Origin of the sequence: endosymbiont of Riftia pachyptila (vent Ph05) (genome assembly GCF_000224455.1) — a bacterium.
In the GTDB taxonomy this organism is placed as follows: Bacteria; Pseudomonadota; Gammaproteobacteria; order Chromatiales; family Chromatiaceae; genus Endoriftia; species Endoriftia persephonae.
Genome location: NZ_AFOC01000065.1, coordinates 1 through 21,544 on the forward strand (window position 1 = coordinate 1; position 21,544 = coordinate 21,544).

19 protein-coding genes and 2 pseudogenes are annotated in these 21,544 nt (G+C 60.6%); 10 read left to right on the forward strand and 11 right to left on the reverse strand.

The window, feature by feature from the left end; all coding sequences use genetic code 11:
- The 4 genes and pseudogenes from RIFP1SYM_RS10815 to RIFP1SYM_RS10830 form a co-directional block, all read right to left on the reverse strand.
- Positions 1–977 (reverse strand): glycosyltransferase family 4 protein (locus tag RIFP1SYM_RS10815; RefSeq protein ID WP_039960326.1); only part of this gene is annotated, 977 nt, incomplete at its 3' end.
- Positions 974–1,603 (reverse strand): class I SAM-dependent methyltransferase, encoded by a 630-nt coding sequence (locus RIFP1SYM_RS10820; RefSeq protein ID WP_005964228.1) that lies wholly within the window; start codon positions 1,601–1,603, stop codon positions 974–976. The genes RIFP1SYM_RS10815 and RIFP1SYM_RS10820, both read right to left, overlap by 4 nt.
- A 27-nt stretch (positions 1,604–1,630) precedes the next feature.
- Positions 1,631–2,482: pseudogene (locus RIFP1SYM_RS10825) on the reverse strand (lipopolysaccharide biosynthesis protein); the annotation flags it as partial.
- Positions 2,483–2,497: 15 nt separating this feature from the next.
- Positions 2,498–3,061, reverse strand: a complete 564-nt coding sequence (locus tag RIFP1SYM_RS10830; RefSeq protein ID WP_005964236.1) for a lipopolysaccharide biosynthesis protein — start codon at positions 3,059–3,061, stop codon at positions 2,498–2,500.
- Positions 3,062–3,238: 177 nt separating this feature from the next.
- Between RIFP1SYM_RS10830 and RIFP1SYM_RS10835 the strand changes: the two genes are divergently transcribed.
- Positions 3,239–5,149, forward strand: coding sequence for a polysaccharide biosynthesis protein (locus tag RIFP1SYM_RS10835; protein ID WP_006475150.1), 1,911 nt, complete (start codon positions 3,239–3,241; stop codon positions 5,147–5,149).
- A gap of 9 nt (positions 5,150–5,158) precedes the next feature.
- On the opposite strand, the gene RIFP1SYM_RS10840 is transcribed toward RIFP1SYM_RS10835, so the two are convergent.
- The 5 genes from RIFP1SYM_RS10840 to gpmI are packed head-to-tail and all read right to left on the reverse strand — an operon-like array spanning position 5,159 to position 10,642.
- Positions 5,159–5,707, reverse strand: coding sequence for a DJ-1 family glyoxalase III (locus RIFP1SYM_RS10840; protein ID WP_039960330.1), 549 nt, complete (start codon positions 5,705–5,707; stop codon positions 5,159–5,161).
- Positions 5,635–6,477: a divergent polysaccharide deacetylase family protein gene (locus RIFP1SYM_RS10845; protein WP_005964241.1), complete on the reverse strand. Its 843-nt coding sequence runs from the start codon at positions 6,475–6,477 to the stop codon at positions 5,635–5,637. Before RIFP1SYM_RS10845 ends, RIFP1SYM_RS10840 begins: the two co-directional genes overlap by 73 nt.
- 3 nt (positions 6,478–6,480) lie before the next feature.
- Positions 6,481–7,815: a S41 family peptidase gene (locus tag RIFP1SYM_RS10850; protein ID WP_005964242.1), complete on the reverse strand. Its 1,335-nt coding sequence runs from the start codon at positions 7,813–7,815 to the stop codon at positions 6,481–6,483.
- Positions 7,812–9,086, reverse strand: a complete 1,275-nt coding sequence (locus RIFP1SYM_RS10855; RefSeq protein WP_006475149.1) for a murein hydrolase activator EnvC family protein — start codon at positions 9,084–9,086, stop codon at positions 7,812–7,814. The genes RIFP1SYM_RS10850 and RIFP1SYM_RS10855 overlap by 4 nt, the downstream gene beginning before the upstream one ends.
- A gap of 5 nt (positions 9,087–9,091) precedes the next feature.
- Entirely contained in the window at positions 9,092–10,642 is a 1,551-nt protein-coding gene (gene gpmI / locus RIFP1SYM_RS10860; RefSeq protein ID WP_005964245.1) for a 2,3-bisphosphoglycerate-independent phosphoglycerate mutase, read from the reverse strand.
- Positions 10,643–10,861: 219 nt separating this feature from the next.
- Between gpmI and RIFP1SYM_RS10865 the strand changes: the two genes are divergently transcribed.
- The 6 genes from RIFP1SYM_RS10865 (at position 10,862) to RIFP1SYM_RS10890 (ending at position 16,578) form a co-directional block, all read left to right on the forward strand.
- Positions 10,862–11,224, forward strand: coding sequence for an ArsR/SmtB family transcription factor (locus tag RIFP1SYM_RS10865; protein WP_005964249.1), 363 nt, complete (start codon positions 10,862–10,864; stop codon positions 11,222–11,224).
- Positions 11,225–11,350: 126 nt separating this feature from the next.
- A complete protein-coding gene (locus tag RIFP1SYM_RS10870; protein ID WP_005964253.1) occupies positions 11,351–11,767 on the forward strand; it encodes a rhodanese-like domain-containing protein in 417 nt (138 codons plus the stop codon).
- A gap of 30 nt (positions 11,768–11,797) precedes the next feature.
- Positions 11,798–12,268, forward strand: a complete 471-nt coding sequence (gene secB / locus RIFP1SYM_RS10875) for a protein-export chaperone SecB (protein ID WP_005964255.1) — start codon at positions 11,798–11,800, stop codon at positions 12,266–12,268.
- 6 nt (positions 12,269–12,274) lie between these two features.
- A complete protein-coding gene (locus tag RIFP1SYM_RS10880; RefSeq protein ID WP_005964257.1) occupies positions 12,275–13,282 on the forward strand; it encodes an NAD(P)H-dependent glycerol-3-phosphate dehydrogenase in 1,008 nt (335 codons plus the stop codon).
- A 231-nt stretch (positions 13,283–13,513) separates the two neighbouring features.
- Positions 13,514–15,370, forward strand: a complete 1,857-nt coding sequence (gene asnB / locus RIFP1SYM_RS10885; RefSeq protein ID WP_006475148.1) for an asparagine synthase (glutamine-hydrolyzing) — start codon at positions 13,514–13,516, stop codon at positions 15,368–15,370.
- 17 nt (positions 15,371–15,387) lie between these two features.
- Entirely contained in the window at positions 15,388–16,578 is a 1,191-nt protein-coding gene (locus RIFP1SYM_RS10890; protein WP_005964268.1) for a glycosyltransferase, read from the forward strand.
- Here the strand turns inward: RIFP1SYM_RS10890 and trmL are convergent.
- Positions 16,562–17,025: pseudogene (trmL, locus tag RIFP1SYM_RS10895) on the reverse strand (tRNA (uridine(34)/cytosine(34)/5-carboxymethylaminomethyluridine(34)-2'-O)-methyltransferase TrmL). The gene RIFP1SYM_RS10890 and the pseudogene trmL sit on opposite strands and share 17 nt — an antisense overlap.
- Positions 17,026–17,061: 36 nt before the next feature.
- Between trmL and RIFP1SYM_RS10900 the strand changes: the two are divergent.
- The gene (locus RIFP1SYM_RS10900) at positions 17,062–18,030 is read left to right on the forward strand and encodes a dihydroorotate dehydrogenase (RefSeq protein WP_006475146.1); all 969 of its coding nucleotides are present in this window, start codon (positions 17,062–17,064) and stop codon (positions 18,028–18,030) included.
- A 71-nt stretch (positions 18,031–18,101) separates the two neighbouring features.
- Positions 18,102–19,361: an HDOD domain-containing protein gene (locus RIFP1SYM_RS18775; protein WP_005964277.1), complete on the forward strand. Its 1,260-nt coding sequence runs from the start codon at positions 18,102–18,104 to the stop codon at positions 19,359–19,361.
- On the opposite strand, the gene RIFP1SYM_RS10910 is transcribed toward RIFP1SYM_RS18775, so the two are convergent.
- A complete protein-coding gene (locus tag RIFP1SYM_RS10910) occupies positions 19,358–20,380 on the reverse strand; it encodes an AI-2E family transporter (RefSeq protein ID WP_005964280.1) in 1,023 nt (340 codons plus the stop codon). The genes RIFP1SYM_RS18775 and RIFP1SYM_RS10910 overlap by 4 nt on opposite strands.
- Before the next feature lie 528 nt (positions 20,381–20,908).
- On the opposite strand from RIFP1SYM_RS10910, the gene RIFP1SYM_RS10920 reads away from it, so the two are divergent.
- The gene (locus RIFP1SYM_RS10920) at positions 20,909–21,523 is read left to right on the forward strand and encodes a methylthioribulose 1-phosphate dehydratase (RefSeq protein ID WP_039960334.1); all 615 of its coding nucleotides are present in this window, start codon (positions 20,909–20,911) and stop codon (positions 21,521–21,523) included.
- The last annotated feature ends 21 nt before the right edge of the window (positions 21,524–21,544 follow it).

Consider the following 21,544-nt stretch of genomic DNA (forward strand, 5'->3'; position numbering starts at 1 on the left):
CCCGCCGCACCCTGCTCGATCCTGAGCTGACGGTCGTTGCGCAGGCGGCTCAAAACGTCGATCCACTCATCCATCGAATCAGCCAGAAAGCCGTTTACGCCCTGCTCCACGACATCGATGTTGGCGCCAACCCGCGAACCCACCACCGGGCGGCCACAGGCCATGTACTGGATTAGTTTGTAGCCGCACTTGCCCCGCGACCAAGGGGTATCGGGCAGCGGCATGATGCCGACATCGAAGTCGAGAATATTGACCACCTCATCCGCCTCTGACCAGCTGCGATGTTCGATCGGCACCCCCTTCATCTCAATGGAATCGGCCCCCACCAGCAGCAGTCGGGCCTGATGGTCACGACAGATCTCAGTCAACGCCGGTTCGATCAGCTTGAGGTAGGGGGTGTTGATCGGTGAGCCGATCCAACCGATGACAAACGCCTCTCTTTCCACGGCAGGCCTAGCCTCATAACGCGCCAGATCGATCACCGTGGGCAGAATCTCCACCCAGCATGCGCCAGCGCTCTCAGCCCGTTCCGCCAGATAACTGTTGCCGGCGATCACCAAACTGGCACCACGCATGACCTGGTCGAGTTTGTTTCCCAACAGTTGGCGGATCAGCTTGCGGCGGTGCAGATCGTAGCGGTGGAAGATAGCGTCATCATAGTCCACCACATAGGGGACCTTGAACAGCGATAGCAGCTGTTCGGCCAGCGCCGGCAGCCAGGGGAAGAGCTCCTTTTCGATCCACAGCACGTCGAACTCTCTGGCCCGCAGCAGCAGCTGCAGCCGATGAAGATAGCATCTGAACACCCCTGCCGCACTGACCTGCCCCTGGTACTTCTGTTTCAGGTAGTCATCACCAAATAGCGGCGCGACCTCCACCTCAATGCCCTGGCCCTGCAGATAGGGTAGATACTGGTAGGAGCGGATACGGCTGCTGGCTCCCATGCGGCCGTAACGGCTCAACAAAAGCACCTTCATGCCGGGCTGTCCCCACCCTTCTTTACCAGCTGATAGCGCACCTCATAGCAGGGAAACAGGTAGCAGAGGTTCTCCTCGTAGAACTCCATCAGGTAGGTATTGAGGTTGAACAACAGCTGCCAGATACGCTTCAGGCCATAACGCACATAGAAGGGGCGTGGGGATTTGAAGATCAGCTTCACCGCCTGGATCTCAAACGCATTGAGCTGCTGGTAGTTGTGCACCCGACGGCTGAACAGCCGGTCTTCCGCCAGATAGGAGAAGCTGTAGAGACCGAAGGGGCGCTGATGCGTGTAGTCGGAGTAGTAGTAGGGATTGGAAAAGTGCGGCGCGACAAACAGCAGCTTACCGCCGGGGCGGATCACCCGGGCCAGCTCCCGCATCAGCCCCTCGATATCCTCCACATGCTCGACAAAGTGGTAGGAGGAGACCGAGGCGACGGCATCGTCCGGAAGCTGCCGCAACACATCCAGCACATCACCGACAATGTCCACCGCCTCGTGATCGAGGGCATCAATGCCGATCGCCTTGGGATCGCGCTTGCGGGCGCCACAGCCCAACTCCAGAGTGAGTTCACTGCGCGCCTCCACTTGCTCCAGGAGTTTATGTTTATCGACTATCGCCATCCGCTCACTCTGCCTTCAGACTGCCTGTCAGGCATCACTTTTTACCCTGCGCCAGCGTCTTGCCAACTCATAGGTGAGGTTACCCGGATTAAACAGCAGCAGCATCACCCCATAAACCACCAGTCCGCACAACACTCCCAGCAGCAGACCAACCACCCCCGGCGCAAAGCCGATAATCCACAGCACCCCCCCCATCATCAGGGTCGCAGCGGCTATTTTAATAAAATCCTGTCGAGGGAAGGGCAGCCGGAAGTGGCGGCGTCCAAGCAAGGCGCTGATCACCACCGCGGTCAGTGCAGCTGCGACACTGGCGATAGCTGCCCCCTGCATTCCCATCTGCGGAATCAGCAGCAGATTCAGCAGGATATTCACCGCTGCCGCCGCCCCCGCAGCCCACACTTGACCCAGGGTGTTGCGCTGTAGCTGGAACGAGAGGTCGAAATAGCCCGCTTTGATGCTTAACAGAAAGGCCGACAGGGCGATATAGGGTATCAGCTCCGCCCCCGCTGTGGAAAAATCGCGCCCCAACACCACCGCTGCCAGCCCCTCTGCCAGCACGATGATGCCTGCGCTGCTGGGTAGCCCCAGCCCGAACAACAGCAGAAAATGGTGTCGGATACGCGCCCTGGCGGCCTCCTCACCCTGGTTCTCAAATGCCTGCATGATCAGCGGATAGGCGGCCAGGTTAACCACCACCATGAGTAGCGGCAGAGAGTACTGCACCAGATTGTCAGCGGCAGAGTAGATGCCCGCCTCGCTGTCACCACTGATCGCCGAGAGCATGATCCGGTCGGTCACCGAGACCAGCGTCAGCAGCACAAAGTTAACCGCCAGCGGCCAGCCAAAATGGCCCAGCTCACGTAGCCGGCTGGCGATGTGCGGCCCTGGACGGAATCATTTCACGCCAGAGTCGAAGATTGATAACACTACCCAACAGGGTAGCGAGAACAAACCCATTAACAGGGCCACCACACCATCATAACCAGCCTCGATCAGCGCCAACGAGATCAGCAGCGCAGCGACCGACTTGACCAGGCTGGTCACCCCAAAACGGGCTGGTCGAGCACCGGAGCGCAGTAACTCCAGGGTCATCTCGAATCCACCCAGCGACCACATCAGCAACAGCGCCAGCAACACCAACCAACCCCCATCGGAGAACCAGACAAGCGCGCCGACAAAGGGCAATACCCCCAGCAGACTCGCCGTCACAAAACCGATGAGAATGGCTTGGCCCAACCCCTGGGCCGGATCTGGGTAGCGTGGACGCAGCCGGGTGATGCTTACCCTGAGCCAGTAATAGAGGAAAATGTTGAAGAAACTGACCAGCGAAAAGATTACCGAAAAACGACCATACGCCTGGGGATCCAGCAGCCGAGTGTAGAGGATCAGCGCCAGCAGATTGATCAGGCCCGGGCCGAATTTGGCAAAAAAATAGATCAGCGTGTGTCGAAGCAGCATAATATCTCTGTGATCGCAGCCAGACTGTGGCAGCCGCCCTCGTCCAATTGGGGCGCGCTGTAGCGACCGGGGGCTCTGTCTGTGGCAGAATCATCAGCCGCTGAGCCAGGCGAGCCATCGCATCATGTAGAGGCCGCCGCCGATGATACCCGAGCGAAGAGTCACACAGGAAGCGCCATGCCGCATCTGATCAATTTCATCCCGCCGCGCTTTCGCTCCACTGGCACCGCTTTTCTGCATGATCTGCTGATGGTGCCGCTGGCCTGGCTGGGTGCCTACTGGCTGCGCTTCAATCTGGAGACAATCCCCGACGACTATCTCCAGGCCGGGCTGTTTGCGCTGCTGATCTTGCTGCCGGTACAGGCCGCCACCTTCCTCTTCCTCGGGCTCTATCGGGGCATCTGGCGCTTCTCCTCACTGCCCGACCTGCTGCGCATCCTCAAAGCCATCGTCATCGGTACCGCGATTGCTATGGTGATCCTGTTCCTGATCACCCGCGGCGTCGGCATCCCCCGCTCGGTGCCTTTGCTCCACGCGCTGCTGCTAGTGATACTGCTGAGCGGGCCGCGCCTACTCTACCGCTGGCTAAAGGATCATCACCTCTACCTCTCCGCCGGTCAGCGAGTGCTGATCGTCGGCTCCGGCAAAGCCGGTGAGATGCTCACCCGCGACATCCTGCGCAATCGCCGCGAGGCATTCCAGCCGATCGCCTTCGCCGATGACAACCGTCGCCGCCACAAGCGCGAGATCCACGGCATCCCGGTGGCTGGCGCCTGCCAGCAGATTCCCGGCCTGGTCCGCGAGCACGAGATCGACCTGATCATGATCGCCATCCCCTCCGCCACCTCCAAGCAAATGCGCCGGGTGGTGGAGTATTGCGAACAAGCCGGCGTGCCCTTCCGCTCGGTGCCGCAACTGCAGGATCTAATGTCGGGCAATGTACAGATCAACCAGCTGCGCGAGGTCAGTATCGAGGATCTGCTCGGCCGCGAACCGGTCTCCCTCGACTGGCCGGAGATCCGTCAGGCGCTGGCTGGCAAACGCATCCTGGTCACTGGTGCCGGCGGTTCGATCGGCTCCGAACTCTGCCGTCAGCTCGCCGCCCTCGGCCCGGCGCAGCTGGTGCTGTTCGAGAACAGTGAGTTCAACCTCTACACCATCGAGATGGAGCTGCGCCAGCACTTCCCACAACTGAATCTTGCCTACCAGCTGGGGGATGTCACCGACGCCGCCTATCTCAACCACGCCTTCGACCAGCACCGCCCACAAGTGGTGTTCCACGCCGCCGCCTACAAGCATGTGCCGATGCTCGAGCCACAGCTCCGCCAGGCGCTGCGCAACAACGTGCTCGGTACCCAAAACGTCGCGCTGGCGGCACACCGCTGCGGCTGCTCCGACTTTGTGCTGGTCTCCACCGACAAGGCGGTCAACCCGGCCAACATCATGGGGGCAAGCAAACGCGCGGCGGAGATCTTCTGTCAGAATCTGAACCGACAGTCGCAGACCCGCTTCATCACGGTGCGCTTTGGCAACGTGCTCGGCTCCGCCGGTAGCGTGATCCCGCTGTTTCGTCAGCAGATCGCCAGCGGCGGCCCGCTCACCGTCACCGATCCGCGCATGGAGCGCTACTTCATGACCATCCCCGAGGCCTGCCAGCTGATCATGCAGACCATGGTGCTGGGGCAAGGCGGTGAGATCTTTGTCCTCGACATGGGCGAGCCGGTGAAGATCAGCTATCTGGCAGAGCAGATGATCCGCCTCTCCGGCAAAACCCCCGGCGAGGATATCGAGATCGAGTACATCGGCCTACGGCCCGGCGAGAAGCTCTATGAGGAGCTGTTCCATGAGAAGGAGCAGCTGGAGGGCACCGCCCACGAGAAGGTGCGGCTGGCGCGCCACCGGCAGGTCGAGTGGATGGCACTGAACGCCACTCTGGAGCAGATCACCGCCGCCTGCGAGGCGATGGATGAGGCGAAGCTGCTGGAGCTGCTGCACCAGCTGGTGCCGGAACATGGCCCCAAGCCGGAGCAAGCGAAGAAGAGCGACTCCGCCGAGGTGATCTATCTCAACTCATCGCCGCAGAGTTGATCCGGCAGATCAACGCACCAGCCCCGCCTCAACCTTGTCTCGTGTCTCCTTGCCCACCAGCCGTTCGATCAGCACCAAAGTGAAATCTATCGCGGTACCCGGCCCGCGCGAGGTGATCACCCTGCCGTCGGTCACCACCGCCTCGCCGCTCAGCCGCACCTGTGTCAATCCCAGCGCCTCCAGAGTTCCCGGATAGCCGGTCGCCTCGCGTCCATCCAGTAGGCCAGCGCTGGCCAGCACCTTGGGCGCGGCGCAGATCGCCGCAGTGTAGCCACCGGCGTCGGCCAAGCGTTGCAGCAGGGAGTGAATGCGCGGGTCATTATTGAGGTGGTCGGCGCCCGGCAAGCCACCGGGCAGTACGATCATGTCGAACCGCTGATCCAGCGCCTGGTCGAGGCTGGTGTCGGGGATGATCTTCAGGCCGCGGGAGGCGAGCACCGGTTCTGCATCCAGACCGGCCGTCACCACTTCCACNCCGGCGCGAGTCAGTAGATCTGTGATGGTGACGGCTTCGAGCTCTTCACAGCCTTGGGCGAGGGGGACGAGGACGCGTGCCATTGGCTTCTCCCTTGGTTGATAAGTTGTGACACTGGCACCAGTCGGATGCCCTGCTGCTCCAGTTCAGGCAGTAGCGCTTCCAGCACCTCAAGGGTCTCCGGATGGGGGTGAGCGATGCCGATCGCGTGGCCCTGGCTGCGGGCAAGCGCTAGCAGCCGCTTGAACTGGGCACGGATGGCCTCTGGCTGCCGCAGGTTGTCGAGAAACACATCCCGCCGGCCGGTGGCAACCAGATTCTCTTGAGCCGACTGTTCGGCGAGGGTTTTGTCGGTGGTGCGGCTGTCGAGAAAGAACAGCCCGGTGTCGCGGATCAACGCCATGAATTGCTGCATCGCCACGCCATCTGCGGTCATCATGCTGCCCATGTGGTTGTTGATGCCCGCCAGATGGGGCACCGAGGAGACTGCTGCAGCCAGCACCTCCGCCTGCTCCTGGCTTGTCATCCCAGTGAGCAGGGCGCCCTCACCAAGGGGCAGCGCCTCAAGCGACTCCATCGGCAGGTGCAGCATCACCTCCCGCTCCAGGCGATACGCCTGATCCGCCTGCTGACGCGCGTAGGGAGTGTGGGGCAGAAAAGAGTAGGTGACCTTGCCGGGCAGCGCCAGGGCGCGCTCGCCACGCTGCATCAGGTTACCCATGTCATCGATGATCAGCGCAACCAGCGGCGGATCATCTTCTGCAGGCACCTCAGGCTCAGCCGCCACCACTGCGCTGCACAGCAGCAGAGCGAGCAGGCTCAGGAGCGTGCGTGGCAGCTTTTTCAGCAACATCGATCAACCCGCATCGGGCCGATTGAAGATCGCCAACCCTTTGAGCAGATTGAGCGCTTCGTTGAGCTGATAGTCCTTTGCCAGCAGCGCGGCAATCGCCTCCTGGTCATCCTTATTACGCTTCTCCGCCCTTTTCTTCTTCCCTTTGGCGTCACCATTGCCGTTCGATAGATGACCGGAGAGGTCGGCCTCCTTGAGTGGCGAAACGCCATTGTTCTTCACCTTGGCAATCTCTACATCCTGCAGCTCGATGTCAGGCTTAATCCCCTCCGCCTGGATCGAACGGCCGGATGGAGTGAAGTAGCGGGCAGTGGTGAGCTTGACCGCGGAGACCTTGTTGACCGGGATGATGGTCTGCACCGAGCCCTTGCCGAAGGTGGCGCGCCCCATGATCACCGCCCGGTCGTGATCCTGCAGCGCACCGGCCACAATCTCCGAGGCAGAGGCGGAACCGGCGTTGACCAGCACCACGATCGGTGCGCCGTTGAGCACATCGTCCGGGGCCGCCTCAAAGCGCAGCGCCGAGTCATTGATGCGACCCTGTGTATAGACGATCAGCCCCTCTTCGAGAAACGCGTCACTCACTGAGACTGCCGCGTTGAGCACCCCACCAGGGTTGTTGCGCAGATCGAGCACCAGCCCTTTCAGTGGTCCGCCCACCTTGCTCTTCATCTTCTCGATCGCCTTCAGCAGGTCATCCGTGGTGTGGGACTGAAACTGGGAGATCCGCACATAGCCGAAGGCATCTTCCAGCAGCCGGCTCTTGACACTGGTGACCTTGATGATATCGCGCACCACCTCAATCTTGAGCGGCTGCTCCTGGCCTTCACGTACAATGGTCAGGATGATCTTGGTACCGGGCTTACCACGCATCAGCTTGACTGCGTCGTTCAGGCTCATGCCCTTTACCGGGGTCTCGTCGAGACGCACGATCAGATCGCCGGCGCGCACCCCGGCACGCTGTGCTGGGGTGTCATCGATCGGTGAGACCACCTTGACGAAGCCATCCTCCATGCCAACCTCGATGCCCAGGCCGCCGAACTGGCCGGTGGTGCCGACCTGCAGCTCCTTGTACTCATCCGCGTTCAGATAGCTAGAGTGGGGATCGAGACCGGAGAGCATGCCGCGGATCGCGTACTCCAGTAGCGTCTTGTCGTCCACCGGCTCAACGTAGTTAGCCTTGATCCGGCCGAAGATCTCGGCAAAGGCGCGTAGCTCTTGCAGTGGCAGCTCGGCAGTCGGCCTTTCCGGCTGCTGCGCAGCGGCAACAGCAGAAAGCTGGCCCATGCTGATTGCCATCAGACCCACCAGGAAATTACGTACCTTAGCTGACTTCATGCTGCTCTTCTCAGTTGATCGGCCCGGCCGGAGCGGGGCGCTATACCATGTTCATCTGCCACCCGGGTCTGTGGCGGCTCGACCAGCCAGCCAACCCGGTTGCCGCGACTGCGCCGGCACCATTTTTTCGGATTGACTGCGCGTCCATTGTGGCGGATGGCGAAATAAACGCCAGGGCTGGGACGGCCACCACTACTGCCAACCAGGGCCACTACCTCACCCGGCTCGACCCATTCCCCGGTTTCTTTAAACAGGCTCTGATTATAGCCATAGAGGCTCATATAACCGTCGCCGTGGTCGAGGATCAGCAGCAGGCCAAAACCACGCATCCAGTCGGCGAAGGCGACCCGGCCACGATGTACCGCCTTCACCTCGCCCCCTTCCGGGGCGGCAATCACCACCCCATCCCACTGCAGCTCACCCACATTCCGCGGCGAACCGAAACCTGCCGTGAGTCGTCCGCGCGACGGCCACTGCAGTTTGCCTTTGCGGACGCTAAAGGGTTTCTGCTGCATCGGATCGACCGGAATGTCCGCCAGTGCCTGCTGCAGGCTGGAGAGCAGCGAGCTGAGCTGAGTTTCATCCTCCTGCAGTTGCGACAGCTCCACCCCCTTGCTGGCGAGCTGTCTGTTGAGAGAGGCAATGAGCTGCTCGCGGTCCCGTTTCGCCAGTTCAAGCCGTTGTTGTTCCGTGTTTGCTTTGGCCTGCAACTGCTGCAGCCGCTGCTCCTCCTGGACGATCTCCTGCTCAATCAGATTGAGCCGTTGCAGCACCTCGTGGATCTCTGCCATCTGTTTAAGGCGCGCGGCATTGAGATAATCGTAATACACCATCACCCGACTGACCACGGCTGGATCCTGCTGACTCAGGAGGATCTTGATCTTCTCCTGGCGTCCCATGGCGTAGGCAGAGCGGATCTGTCGCTCCACGCTCTGGCGGTGTTTGTCGAGCTGCAGGCGGGCATCGGCGCGTTGGCGCTCCAGCTTGCCCATCCGCCGCTGCTGACGTTTCAGGCCAACCTCGATGACTCTGACCCGACGCGCCAGGGCACCGATGTGCTGATCGGTCTCGCGCAGGGCGATGTTCTGCTGCTGCTGTCGGCCCTTAGTCTGCTCCAGTTTCGACTGCAGCTCTTTGATGCGCGATTTGATCAGCTGCAGCTCCTCGGTTTTTTCCTGATAGTCGGGCTGTGCAGCCGACAGTGGCATGCCGCAGGCCAGCCCCAATCCGACTAGCAGCAACCAAGCCAAGCGCGCCAGCTCCGGTCTCATCCCCACTACTCGGCTTCAAACCGCACCAGGGGATGCCCATTCATCTCCGTCGGCTGCTCCACCGCCATCAACTTCAGCATGGTTGGCGCGATGTCACAGAGCGCGCCGCTCTCTTCCAGCTCCGCCTCACGTCCGACATAGACCAGCGGCACCGGATTGGTGGTGTGGGCAGTATGCGGCTGGTGGTGGTCGAAATCCTCCATCTGCTCTGCATTGCCGTGGTCGGCGGTGATCAGCATCTCGCCACCAGCCCGGTGCAGGGCTTTCTGCACTCGTCCCAGGCAGTGGTCAATGGTTTCAATCGCCTGCACCGCGGCCTCCATCTTGCCGGTGTGCCCGACCATGTCAGTATTGGCATAGTTGCAGATGATGGCGTCGTATTTGCCGCCTTCGATCGCCTCCACCAGGTGGTCGGTCACCTCCTCGGCGCTCATCTCCGGACACAGGTCGTAGGTCGCCACCTGCGGCGAGGGCACCAGGATACGATCCTCTCCCTCGAACGGCTCCTCCCGCCCACCGTTGAAAAAGAAGGTGACATGGGCATATTTTTCGGTCTCAGCGAGGCGCAGCTGGCGCATACCTAGGCGCGCCATATATTCGCCGAAGACATTGTTCAGGCGCTCCGGCGGGAAGGCCACCGGAATATCGAACTTCTTGTTGTATTGGGTGAGGCTGACAAAGGAGTGGATCTTCGGCCGGCTTTTGCGTTCGAAACCGTCGAAATCATCATCGATAAAGGCCTGTGTCAGCTGACGCGCCCGGTCGGAACGGTAGTTGACGAAGATCACCACATCGCCATCTTCGATCTTTACCGGGGTGCCTCCCGGCGGCACGATCGCCGTCGCCTCGACAAACTCATCGGTTTCCTCCCGCGCATAGGCATCCCGCAGCGCTCGGCAGGCGCTCTCCGCCTGGTGGATCCCCTCACCGCGGGTCAGCAGATCATAGGCGGCCTCGATGCGATCCCAGCGGTGATCCCGGTCCATCGCATAGTAGCGACCAATGATACTGGCGATCGAGCCATGTCCCAGCTCATCGAAACAGTCATTCATCGCCCGAATCGAGGCATTCGCGCTCTTCGGCGGGGTATCCCGGCCATCCAGAAAGGCGTGTACGTAGGTGCGTGTCGCGCCCCGCTCCACCGCCAACCGGGCCATCGCGTGAATGTGCGCCTCGTGGCTGTGCACCCCGCCCGGCGAGAGCAGGCCGAGGATATGCACTGCCTTGCCCTTTTCGACGGCAGCATCCACAGCGCTGGTCAACGTCTGATTGTTGAAAAAGGAGCCGGTCCGGATGGAGCGCCCTACTCGGGTAAACTCTTGATAGACGACCCGCCCGGCACCCAAGTTGAGGTGCCCGACCTCCGAGTTACCCATCTGCCCGCCGGGCAGGCCAACCGCCGCACCAGAGGTGCGTATCAGGGTGTGGGGATACTCTTTCCAGAGCCTGTCCCAAACCGGTGTCTTTGCCGAGTTTATGGCATTGGCTTCAGTCGCTTCCCGATATCCCCAGCCATCCAGGATGAGGAGAACGACGGGTTTTAGCTTGTCCGTCATGAGCGGCGTTTAACCTCGTTTTGCTTCCCGGGCGCTGATCACCCGTGCTACAGAAAATTCGTTATTAAGGCACTTATTTAGGCGGCATACAACACGCCAATAGAGAGGGGAACTCCATCAAAGCGTGGAATCGGCAAGATCCAGCAGAAAATCTGGGGCTTCTCAAGCCCAACATAAACAGCGTATTATTGTATTAGACAATAATTAAGGCGTAACTCGATGCAACAGAAATTTGGTAAACCGAGCAAACCCGTGTTGGAAGCCGATACCGATGCTGTCGACACTCTGTTCGCCACTGATGACGATGTCGATCGGGCCTCGCGCTCACTCAAGGCCATGTCCCATCCACTGCGGCTAAAGATCCTCTGCACCCTCGGGGACCAAGAGGTCAGCGTGCAGGAGATCGTCGACCAGGTCGGCACCTCGCAGAGCAACATCTCCCAGCACTTAGCGATCCTGCGCGACAAAGGCATTCTCGCCTCGCGCAAGGACGCCAACCGGGTCTACTACCGGGTCAGTGACTTCCGCACGTTGCGGCTGATCGGCATGATGCGGGAAGTTTTCTGCACCCACAGCAGCTAAGGGGTTTCTGGATCCCAACTTGATCGAAACCCATCTCAATAATCCTCCCGGTGCGACTTAACCGGGAGCGACTCCTGTTATACACTGCCGTCACTTTTTCCAAGCGTTTTCTTTCTGAGGCTTTGAATGGATCAACTCATCGAGTTCGTCACCAACCACTGGATGCTGGTACTCCCCTTTCTGCTCGTCAGCGGCCTGCTGGTACACAACCTGCTGCAGGGCGACAAGGGCAGCGTCGATCCGGTTGCCGCCACCGAGATGATCAACCGGCAGGACGCGCTGGTACTCGACGTGCGTCCCGCCGCTGACTTTCACAAGGGCCATATCATCAACTCTCTCAACATCCCGATGAATGGCTTCAGCAACCAGCTCGCCACCCTCGAAAAACACAAGCAGCGCCCGATCATCATCGGCTGCCGCTCCGGCGCCCAGTCCGCCAGCGCCTGCCAGATCCTGCGCAAACAGGGCTATGAACAGGTCTACAACCTGCGCGGTGGCATCCTTGCCTGGCAAAGCGCCAATCTGCCGATCACGCGCAAGTAACACAACTTAAAGTAACCAGGAGCAGTTCCCATGACAGACCAGGAAGCAAACCAGCAGCCACAGCGCGAGCTCTCCCTGCAACGCGTCTACCTCAAAGACACCTCTTTTGAGACCCCAAACTCCCCGGCAATCTTCCAGCAGGAGTGGAAGCCGGAGACCAACATCAACATAAACAGTGAGGTCAACACCCTCACGGATAGGATCCACGAGGTGGTGCTGACTGTCACCGTCACCACCAAGCTGGGTGAGCAGACTGCCTATCTGGCCGAGGTGCAACAGGCCGGCATCTTCAGCATCGGCGGCTTTCCGGATCAGGAGATGGGCCCGCTGATGGGCTCCTACTGCCCCAACCTGCTCTTCCCCTACGTGCGCGAGGCGATCTCCGACCTGGTCACCAAGGGCAGCTTCCCACAGATGGTGCTGCAACCGATCAACTTCGACGCGCTCTACGCCCAGCACCAGCAGAAGATGGCAGAAGCAGGCGGCGAAGCCACCCACTGAGCCTCAGTGAACCAGGCGCGCAACAAGATCGCCGTACTTGGCGCCGGCTCCTGGGGGAGCGCGCTGGCGATTCTGCTTGCGCAAAACGGCTTTGATGTGCCCCTCTGGGGGCATCTCCCAGCAGATATCGAACAACTCGCACGGGAGCGCCAGAACCAGCAGTTTCTGCCCGGCATAGAGTTTCCCGACAACCTCCAGCCCACCACCGATCTGGCGCAGTCGCTGGATGGGGCCGACGAGGTGCTGCTGGTGGTGCCGAGCCACGCCTTCAGTGCCGTGCTCAACCAGATCAAACCGCTGCTCGACCCGGCCACCGGCATCTCCTGGGCCACCAAAGGCTTCCAGCCCGGCAGCCAAAAACTGCTCTCCCAGGTAGCGGCAGAGATACTCCCCGAACACGATCTGGCAGTGCTCTCCGGCCCCACCTTCGCCGGAGAAGTGGCCCGCGGCCTACCCACCGCGATCACCGTAGCCGCCTCCAACCCAGCCCACGCCGAACGGCTTGCGGCCTACCTGCACGCCCCCTGGTTCCGCGCCTACACCAGCGACGACATGATTGGCGTACAGGTCGGCGGCGCCAGCAAAAACGTCATCGCCATCGCTGCCGGCATCGCCGACGGCCTGGGGTTTGGCGCCAACACCCGCGCCGCACTGATCACCCGCGGCCTGGCCGAGATCATGCGCCTCGGCATCGCCCTCGGCGGCAAACCGGACACATTCATGGGGCTGGCCGGGCTTGGCGATCTGGCCCTGACCTGCAGCGACAATCAGTCACGCAACCGCCGCATGGGGCTGGCGCTAGCCAAGGGTTTGAGCGTCGAGCAGGCGCGTGCAGAGATCGGTCAGGAGGTGGAGGGGATTCAGACCGCACAGGAGGTATTCCTACTGGCCCAGCGCAGCGGCGTGGAGATGCCGATCGCCGAGCAGGTCTACCAAGTCATCTATCGGCAACTCGACCCGCGCAGGGCGGTGCACAATCTGCTCGAGCGGCAACAAAAAGCAGAATCGAACTAAGAAGCCTCCACGCGAATCATCAACAAGCGTCTTGCAGCCGCTTCATCCAGAGGCTCCCACCTGAGCAGAATTCCCGGCGCTTACCCCCCCTGGGAATCCAGGTAGTATGGACCAGGTCTTATCCTTTTCTCCCCGCATTGCCGATAACCAGCGGATGCGGTATAACCGGCGCGGTCAACCGGTCAACCACCGGGCGCCCTGCCATCCAGAAAAATAAGGGACGATTTATACATGTGTGGAATCTGCGGCATCTGCCACGACTCTGTCGAGCGCCCCATCGAGCGCCCTATTCTACAGGAGATGAACGACAGCCTAATCCACCGCGGGCCGGATGGTGAAGGGCTGTTTGTCGAGGGCAACATCGGTCTTGGTCACCGCCGCCTCAGCATCATCGACCTGGAGGGCGGCGACCAGCCGATCTTCAACGAGGATCGCAGCATCGCCATCGTCTTCAACGGCGAGATTTACAACTACAAGGAGATCCGCGAACAGCTGCTGAAGAACGGCCACCAGTTCAAGACCCACTCCGACACCGAGGTGATCGTGCACCTCTATGAGGAGCGCGGCATCGACTGCCTAGAGGCGCTCAATGGCATGTTCGCCTTCGCCATCTGGGACAAAAACCGCCAGCGCCTGTTCATCGCCCGCGACCGGCTCGGCGAGAAGCCGCTCTACTACACCAGCCAGAACGGCGTCTTCGCCTTCGGCAGCGAACTCAAGGCGCTGCTGCGCAATCCAGACGTGAAGACCGAGATCAATCTGGATGCCCTCGACGACTTCCTCGCCTACGGCTATGTGCCGGCACCGCGTACCATCTACCAGAATATCCACAAGCTGCCGCCGGCCCACTTCCTGATCTGGGAGCGCGGCGAGATCAGCACCATCCGCTACTGGACACCGCACTTCGCACCCGACACCACACCCAGAAGCGATGACGACTATCAGGCTGAGCTGGAGGCGCTACTCGACGACTCGATCCGCATCCGCCTGCGCAGTGACGTGCCGGTCGGCGCCTTCCTCAGCGGCGGCATCGACTCCAGTCTGATCGTGGCGCTCGCCAGCCAGCAGCTCGATAAGCCCCTTGAGACCTTCTCCATCGGCTTCTCGGAAGAGGATTTCGACGAGTCGGGCTTCGCCCGCATCGTCGCCGAAAAATACCAGACCAACCACCATGAGCTGATCGTCGACAAAATTAGCCTGTTAATGTTTCCCAAACTGGTAGCCCACTTCGACGAACCCTTCGCCGACGCCTCCTCGCTGCCCACCTACTTTGTCACCCGGGAGGCAAGCAAACACCTGAAGGTCTGCCTCTCGGGCGACGCCGGCGATGAACTGTTCGGCGGCTACGAGCGCTATCGTTGGGAGTCCCACGAGCAGCAGATGGACCGCCTCCCTAACGCAGTCCGGCGCGGCGTGCTAGGGCCCGCCGCTGGCATGCTCGGCAACCATGTGCAGGGCAAGGGCTGGCTGAGCCGCATGTCGGTGAGCGGCGCCGAACGTTTCCAGCGCAAGGTCGGGCATCTGGAACCGGCCGAGCGGCGTGCGCTGTTCCTGCGCAAACACCGCTCCCATGTCGACCCAGGGGCCTGGTTTTTCGAACCCCACTTCCAATATCCTGGCCTCGACGAGCAGGCGCTACGCATGGCCACCGACCAGGAGACCTACCTCTCGGAAGATATTCTGGTGAAGGTCGACCGCAACTCGATGCTCAACAGCCTGGAGGTGCGGGTGCCGTTTCTCGACCACCGCCTGGTGGAGTTCGCCAACACCCTGCCCACCAGCGTGAAGATCCGCGACGGGGTGCAGAAGTATCTGCTCAAGCGGATGCTCAAGGACAAGGTACCGGACGACATCGTGAATCGCGGCAAGAAGGGCTTTGGCATGCCCCTGAAACACTGGCTGCGCGGCAAATATTACGACTTCACCCGCGAGCTGTTGCTCGCACCCGAGAGCCGCTCGTCTAAATTTTTCGATCAGAACGAAATCCGCCGCCTGATCGATGCCCACCAGAAGAAACAGCGCAACCTGGCCGACCGCATCTGGCCGCTGCTCTGGTTCGAACAGTGGTGCCGCGAGAACAACATCTGAACCCAGGCTAAAGCGATATGAGCGACACAAACAACCGCATCGTCGTCGTCCTGGTAATCAGCAACCTGGAGTATGGCGGCGCACAGCGCCAGATTGTTGAGCTAATCAACAACATGGATAGCAACGCCTTCGATGTCCATCTGGTCTCGCTGTCGGACTATGTGCCACTGGCCGACACCATCAAACAGCGCGAGCAGCGTCTACACATCATCCACAAAAAGTCCCGCTTCGACCTTAAGGTCGCCTGGAAACTCTCACAGCTACTGGAGCAACTGAGAGCCGACATCGTGCACGGCTACCTGTTCGACGCGGAGATCGCGGTGCGCCTGGCCGGCAGACTCGCCGACACCCCGCTGATCGTCGGCTCCGAGCGCAACACCAACTACAGCCTGAAAAAAGTCCAGCGGGCCGCCTACACACTGACCCATTATATGCTCGACCTCTGCATCGCCAACTCCCACGCCGGTGCCAAATTCAACCGCAAGACCCTCAACCAGCCAGAAGAGAAGTACCGGGTGGTGCATAATGGTGTCGACGCCGAGCGCTTCGCACCGCTAGATGCCTCGGCGCTCCGCGAGGAGTTAGGGTTAAACCCCGACACCTTCTACGTTGGCATGTTCGGCAGCTACAAACGGCAGAAGAACCACCCGCTCTTCTTCAAGGCGGTGGCACGCATCCTCGAGAGCCACCCGGATACCCGCTTCATCCTGATCGGCGACCAGCTGGCCCACGGCCTGCACGGCTCCTCCGACTACAAGCAGGAGGTGAGCGAGCTGGTGGATCAGCTCGGAGTGCGCGAATACTGCCACTTTGTCGGCAACCGCGACGATGTGGAGATGCTCTACAACGTCTGCGACATCACAGTGCTGCCCTCCCTCTACGAAGGCACCCCCAACGTGGCGCTGGAGTCGATGGCCTGCGGCGTGCCGGTGGTCGCCACCGATGTCTCCGACAACAGCTATGTGATCCCCGACGACCAGGCGGGCTATGTGGTGCCGCTAGGGGATGAGGCGCTGCTGGCGGAGCGGGTAACCCGCTGCATCGACGATCCTAATCTGCTGCAACGGCTGAAGCAGGGTGCCCGCGACTGGGTGCTCTCAGAGTTTTCCACCCGTCGCCTGGCAGAAAAGACCGAGGCGATCTATCGTGAGGCGCTGGCCACCAAACGCGGCTGGCCCGCCGGAGCGGACCCTATCCGCCCCCGGTAAACCCCTGCTGACGCCACGCTTCGTAGAGGATCAGGGCCACCGCATTGGAGAGGTTCAGGCTGCGCACCTCCGGCCGCATCGGGATGCGCAACTGCTGCTGTTCCGGCAGCGAATCGAGCAGCGCCTGGGGCAGACCGCGGGTCTCCGGGCCGAACAGCAGCGCATCTCCCGCCTCGAACGCCGCCTCAGCATAGTTGCGCCGGGCGCGGGTGGTGCAGGCAAAGAGACGCGGCGGCTGCACCGAGTCGAGGAAGGCCGACAGCGAAGCGTGCTCGCGCAGCTCGGCCCACTCATGGTAGTCGAGGCCGGCACGGCGTAACCGCTTGTCGTCCAGCTCGAAACAAGCGGCTGAATCAAGTGTAAACTGCTGCCAGTGTTGGCGCAGAGGCGTATGATGTTGCCCGTGTTGGGCGGGATTTCCGGCTCATACAGCACTACATGAAACACCTCAATCTCCTCCACAAGCAGACGACACAAAACACCATGACGACGCAAACCCCTTCTCCCCTCAACATCGAGTTCTGCGGCATGCCGTTCAACACGCCGATCGTGCTGCTCTCCGGTTGCGTCGGATTCGGCGAAGAGTACACACGGGTGGAGGGCTTTAGCAACCGGGACACCGGCGCGGTCTGCCTCAAGGGCACCACCCTGGAACCGCGCCTCGGCAACCCGCCGCACCGCATCTATGAGACCCCCGGCGGCATGCTCAACGCCATCGGCCTGCAGAACCCCGGGGTCAACAAGGTGGTGGGTGAGATCCTGCCACAGCTCGATTTCGACGAGACCCGATTTATCGCCAATGTCTCCGGTTCATCGGTAGAGGAGTACTACGAGGTGACTCGGCGCTTCGACGACTCCCCCATCGACGCCATCGAGATCAACATCTCCTGCCCCAACGTAAAGGAGGGCGGTGTCGCCTTCGGCAACGACCCGGCGATGTCGGCGCGGGTGGTGGAGGCCTGCCGCAAGGCCACCAACAAGCCGCTGATCACCAAGCTGTCACCCAACCAGACCGATATCGCCGCCAACGCCAAGGGCTGCATCGAGGCCGGCAGCGATGCCTTCTCGGTGATCAACACTCTGATGGGGATGGCCATCGATATCGAGAGCCGCACGCCGATCATCGGCAACAATCAGGGTGGCCTCTCCGGCCCAGCGATCAAGCCAGTGGCACTGCTCAAGGTGCATCAGGTGCACCAGGTCTGCCGTGACCACAACATCCCGATCATCGGCCAGGGCGGCATCAATTGCGCGGAGGACGCCATCGAGTTCCTGATCGCCGGAGCCAGCGCCATCGGCATCGGCACCGCGCTGTTCTACGATCCGCACATCTGCAAAAAGATCAACCAGGGCATCGCCGACTATTTGCAGCGCCACGATCTGACTAGCGTTGACCGGCTGGTCGGGACCCTGCAGTTGCATCAGGCCCGCGCGCCCAAGTGCGGATGTTGAGCCAGGACCGGCTAACACCAAGAGAATCACCACGCTATCGATCTTTTATGTAGAACGGCTACACTTTTTGCATGTTCAAAAATACCGGCAGACACCCCACTCCCGAGCAGCTTAAACGCTTCAATCCACTCTCGGAGCTTACCCCGCAACAGCATGAGCTATTGAGCAACTCACTCGCCATCTATACCGCTAGCGAGGGCAAGCGGCTGCTCAAGCTTGGGGCATCGGAACCCTTCAGCCTCTATCTGCTCAAGGGCAGAGTGAATCTGCACTCGGCAGATGACCGCCACACTAGCGTTGAAGCCGGTTCGACCCAGGCCAGCAGACCGATCGCCCACCTGACTCCCCGTCAGTACGACGTCACCGCAGCCGAAGATGTGGAGTATTTTATGCTCGACAATCAGCTGTTGAACGACCTGATCCTCGACCAGCTGCAGCAGGCGGAGCCCGAGATTCTCTTCCCCAGCGGGCAACACCATATTCCAGCGGAGACCGAAAACGATCTCTCGCAGACCCTGCTGCGCGATCTGGAAGCAGACCAGCTAGTGTTGCCCAGTCTACCCGATGTGGCGGCACGCATCGGCCGCGCCATGGCGTCGGAGTGGGTCGCAGCAGAGAAACTGGCGCGTATCATCGAGTCCGACCCTGCTATCACGGCCAAGCTGATCCGGGTTGCCAACAGCGCTCTCTACCGCGTGATGGCGCCAGTCGACTCCTGCCTTGCAGCGGTAGTGCGACTCGGCAATAACACCACCTACCAACTGGTTCTGAGTTTCGCTCTGCGGGAGCTGTTCCAGGCCCGCTCGCCGCAAATCAAACAGCAGATGGAGGCGCTCTGGCAGCACAGCACCAAAGTCGCTGCAATCTGTTTTGTCCTGACGGATTTTATCAAGGGCTTTGACAGGGAGCAGGCGCTACTGGCCGGACTGATCCATGACATCGGCGAGGTGGCAATCCTCAACTATGCCGAACGCTTCCCCAATGTTGCCAATGACGCCGCTCGGCTCAAGCAGGTGCGCAGCGAGATGCGCGGGCAGATCGGCAGCAGGATCCTGCAGCGCTGGGGGTTTATCGACGACATGGTGCAGGTCCCCACAGGGGCGGAAGCCTGGCTCAGAGATGGCGCTGAGGACGCCGATTACACCGACCTGGTGGTGGTCGCCCAGCTGCACAGCTACATCGGTACTGACTATTTTCTTACTCTTCCCAGCCTGGACCAGATCCCCGCCTTCTACAAACTCGGCCTTAGCGAGCTGACCCCGGAGTTGAGCATCCAGATCCTCGACGATGCCAAAGAGCGCCTCGCGGCGGCCGAGGCGCTGTTTGGCTAGGAGCCTAACAGCTCCGCCGCCAGCTGGGTCTCAAGGCGGCTGGCCAGCACAATCTTCAACACCATGGTAAGTGGCACCGAGAGAAACATACCCACCGGCCCCAGCACCCAGCCCCAGAAAACCAACGAGACAAACACCACCAGCGGCGACAGCCCCAACCCCTTGCCCATGAAACGGGGTTCAATGACATTACCCACCAGGTTATTGATCAGCAGATAGCCGAGCATCACCCACAGGGCATCCATCGGGCCCAGCTGTACCAGTGCCAACAGCACCGCGGGCACCGCAGCGATGATCGAACCAATGTTTGGCACATAGTTGAAGAGAAAAGCAACTGTACCCCAGAGTATCGGGTAATCCACCCCCAGGAACATCAGCCAAAGCGACACCAAGGCACCGGTGAGCAGACTGGTGGTAGTCTTAATCATCATGTAACGCTTGATGTTATCGGTGATAGTGTCTATATGTTGAAGGGCCGACTCGGGCCGCTGCAGCACACTGCGGAGCTTCTCTCGAAAACCGGCGGCCTCCACCAGGATAAAGATCACTGTGATCAGGATGAACACAGCCTGGGTCAACACTCCACCCAGCGCACTCAGCAGCTTGGCGGCCATTCCCATCGCCTTGCCGGGATCGAGATAAGTGCTGAAGGTAGCCGGATCCACCTGCACCCCCTGAGCTGTTAACCAGGCGCTAAAACCGCTGGTCTGCTGTGCCAGGCTCGCCTGGTATTTCGGCAGGTTGCTGGAGAAGTCGTTGACCGCACCGCCGACCAGCCAGGCCAGCAGCGCACCGATGCCGATGATCAATGCGATCACCAGCAGCATCGCCAACCAGCCCGGCAGACCTCGCTGACGCAGCATGAATAGCGGTGTCGCGGCGATCACCGCGACAAACAGAGCCAGCAGAAACGGCACCAGCAGCTCGGTGGCCGCCTTCATCCCAGCCACGAGCAGCACGATCGATGCGCTGACTATAAAGAAGCGTGAAGCAGACGAAAAACCGGCTGGAGATTGCATAGCCTATTTGAACTCGGGGATCGGGCTCTGCAGNCGCCAGGTTTTGGTCTCAGCATCATATTTCCAGAGCTGCTGGTCCACCAGTTCGTGTACTACCTGCTCGGTCTCAAAGATATACTGGATCACCACTGTCAGCCCCGCCGTCGCCTCGTCCAGCATCGATGGCCCCTGCACCGTTTCATAGCTGGTTACACGCAAATCCTTGCGCAGCGGTTTATTGGCTGTCTGCTGCTGCTCTGCCGCCAGGAAGCGCTGGGCCCCCACACCAGCGTTCCAACGGATCACCGCCTCATACTTCAGCAGGGTATCCTCTAGGTGCTTGGCCTGCTCACGCTCAGACAGCGTCTTGCAGCCGGCCAGCAGCAAACCTGCCAGCGATAAAATGATAATGATCCGATACATGCCGCAACTCCCAAATGTTCCCTGCCGCATGTTAGTTCACCCACCCCGACACCACCAGGCCCCAGCGCTATCACCACCATGCAAGTCTGTCTAAACTACAATCGATGCTCTATCAGGAGTGCAGTCATGCCATCAGACTTTGAAACCATTGCCCGTGAGTTGATTGAGATCGGCCACCTCTTCCACCAGCGCGGTTGGGTACCCGCTACCAGCGGCAACTTCTCTGCCCGCCTCGACGACGGCAGCCTTGCGATCACTGCCTCCGGCCGCCACAAGGGCCGACTCGATCTAGAGGATATCCTGCACACCGACGCCGATGGCAACACCGACGAGCTGCAGCGCCCCTCCGACGAGAGCCTACTGCATATTCTGCTCTACCAACGCCTGCCGGAGATAAACGCGGTGCTGCACCCTCACACGGTCAACGCGACACTGTTGTCGCGGCTGCATCAGACCCATCTCTCGCTACAGGATTATGAGCTACTAAAGACATTTGCAGGGATCGACAGCCACGATTGTCAGGTCCGGGTACCGATCTTCGCCAATGACCAGGATATTGCGCGGCTCGCCAACCGGGTCGATCGCTACATCGATGCAAACCCCGACCTGGTCGGCTTCCTGATCCAGGGCCATGGTTTCTATACATGGGGCGAATCGATCGACGAGGCGATCCGTCACGTCGAAGCCTTCGAGTTTATGTTTGAGTGTGAGATGCGCCTGCTGAGCGTGAGATCATCATGAGCCATCTATAGCGAACAGGGT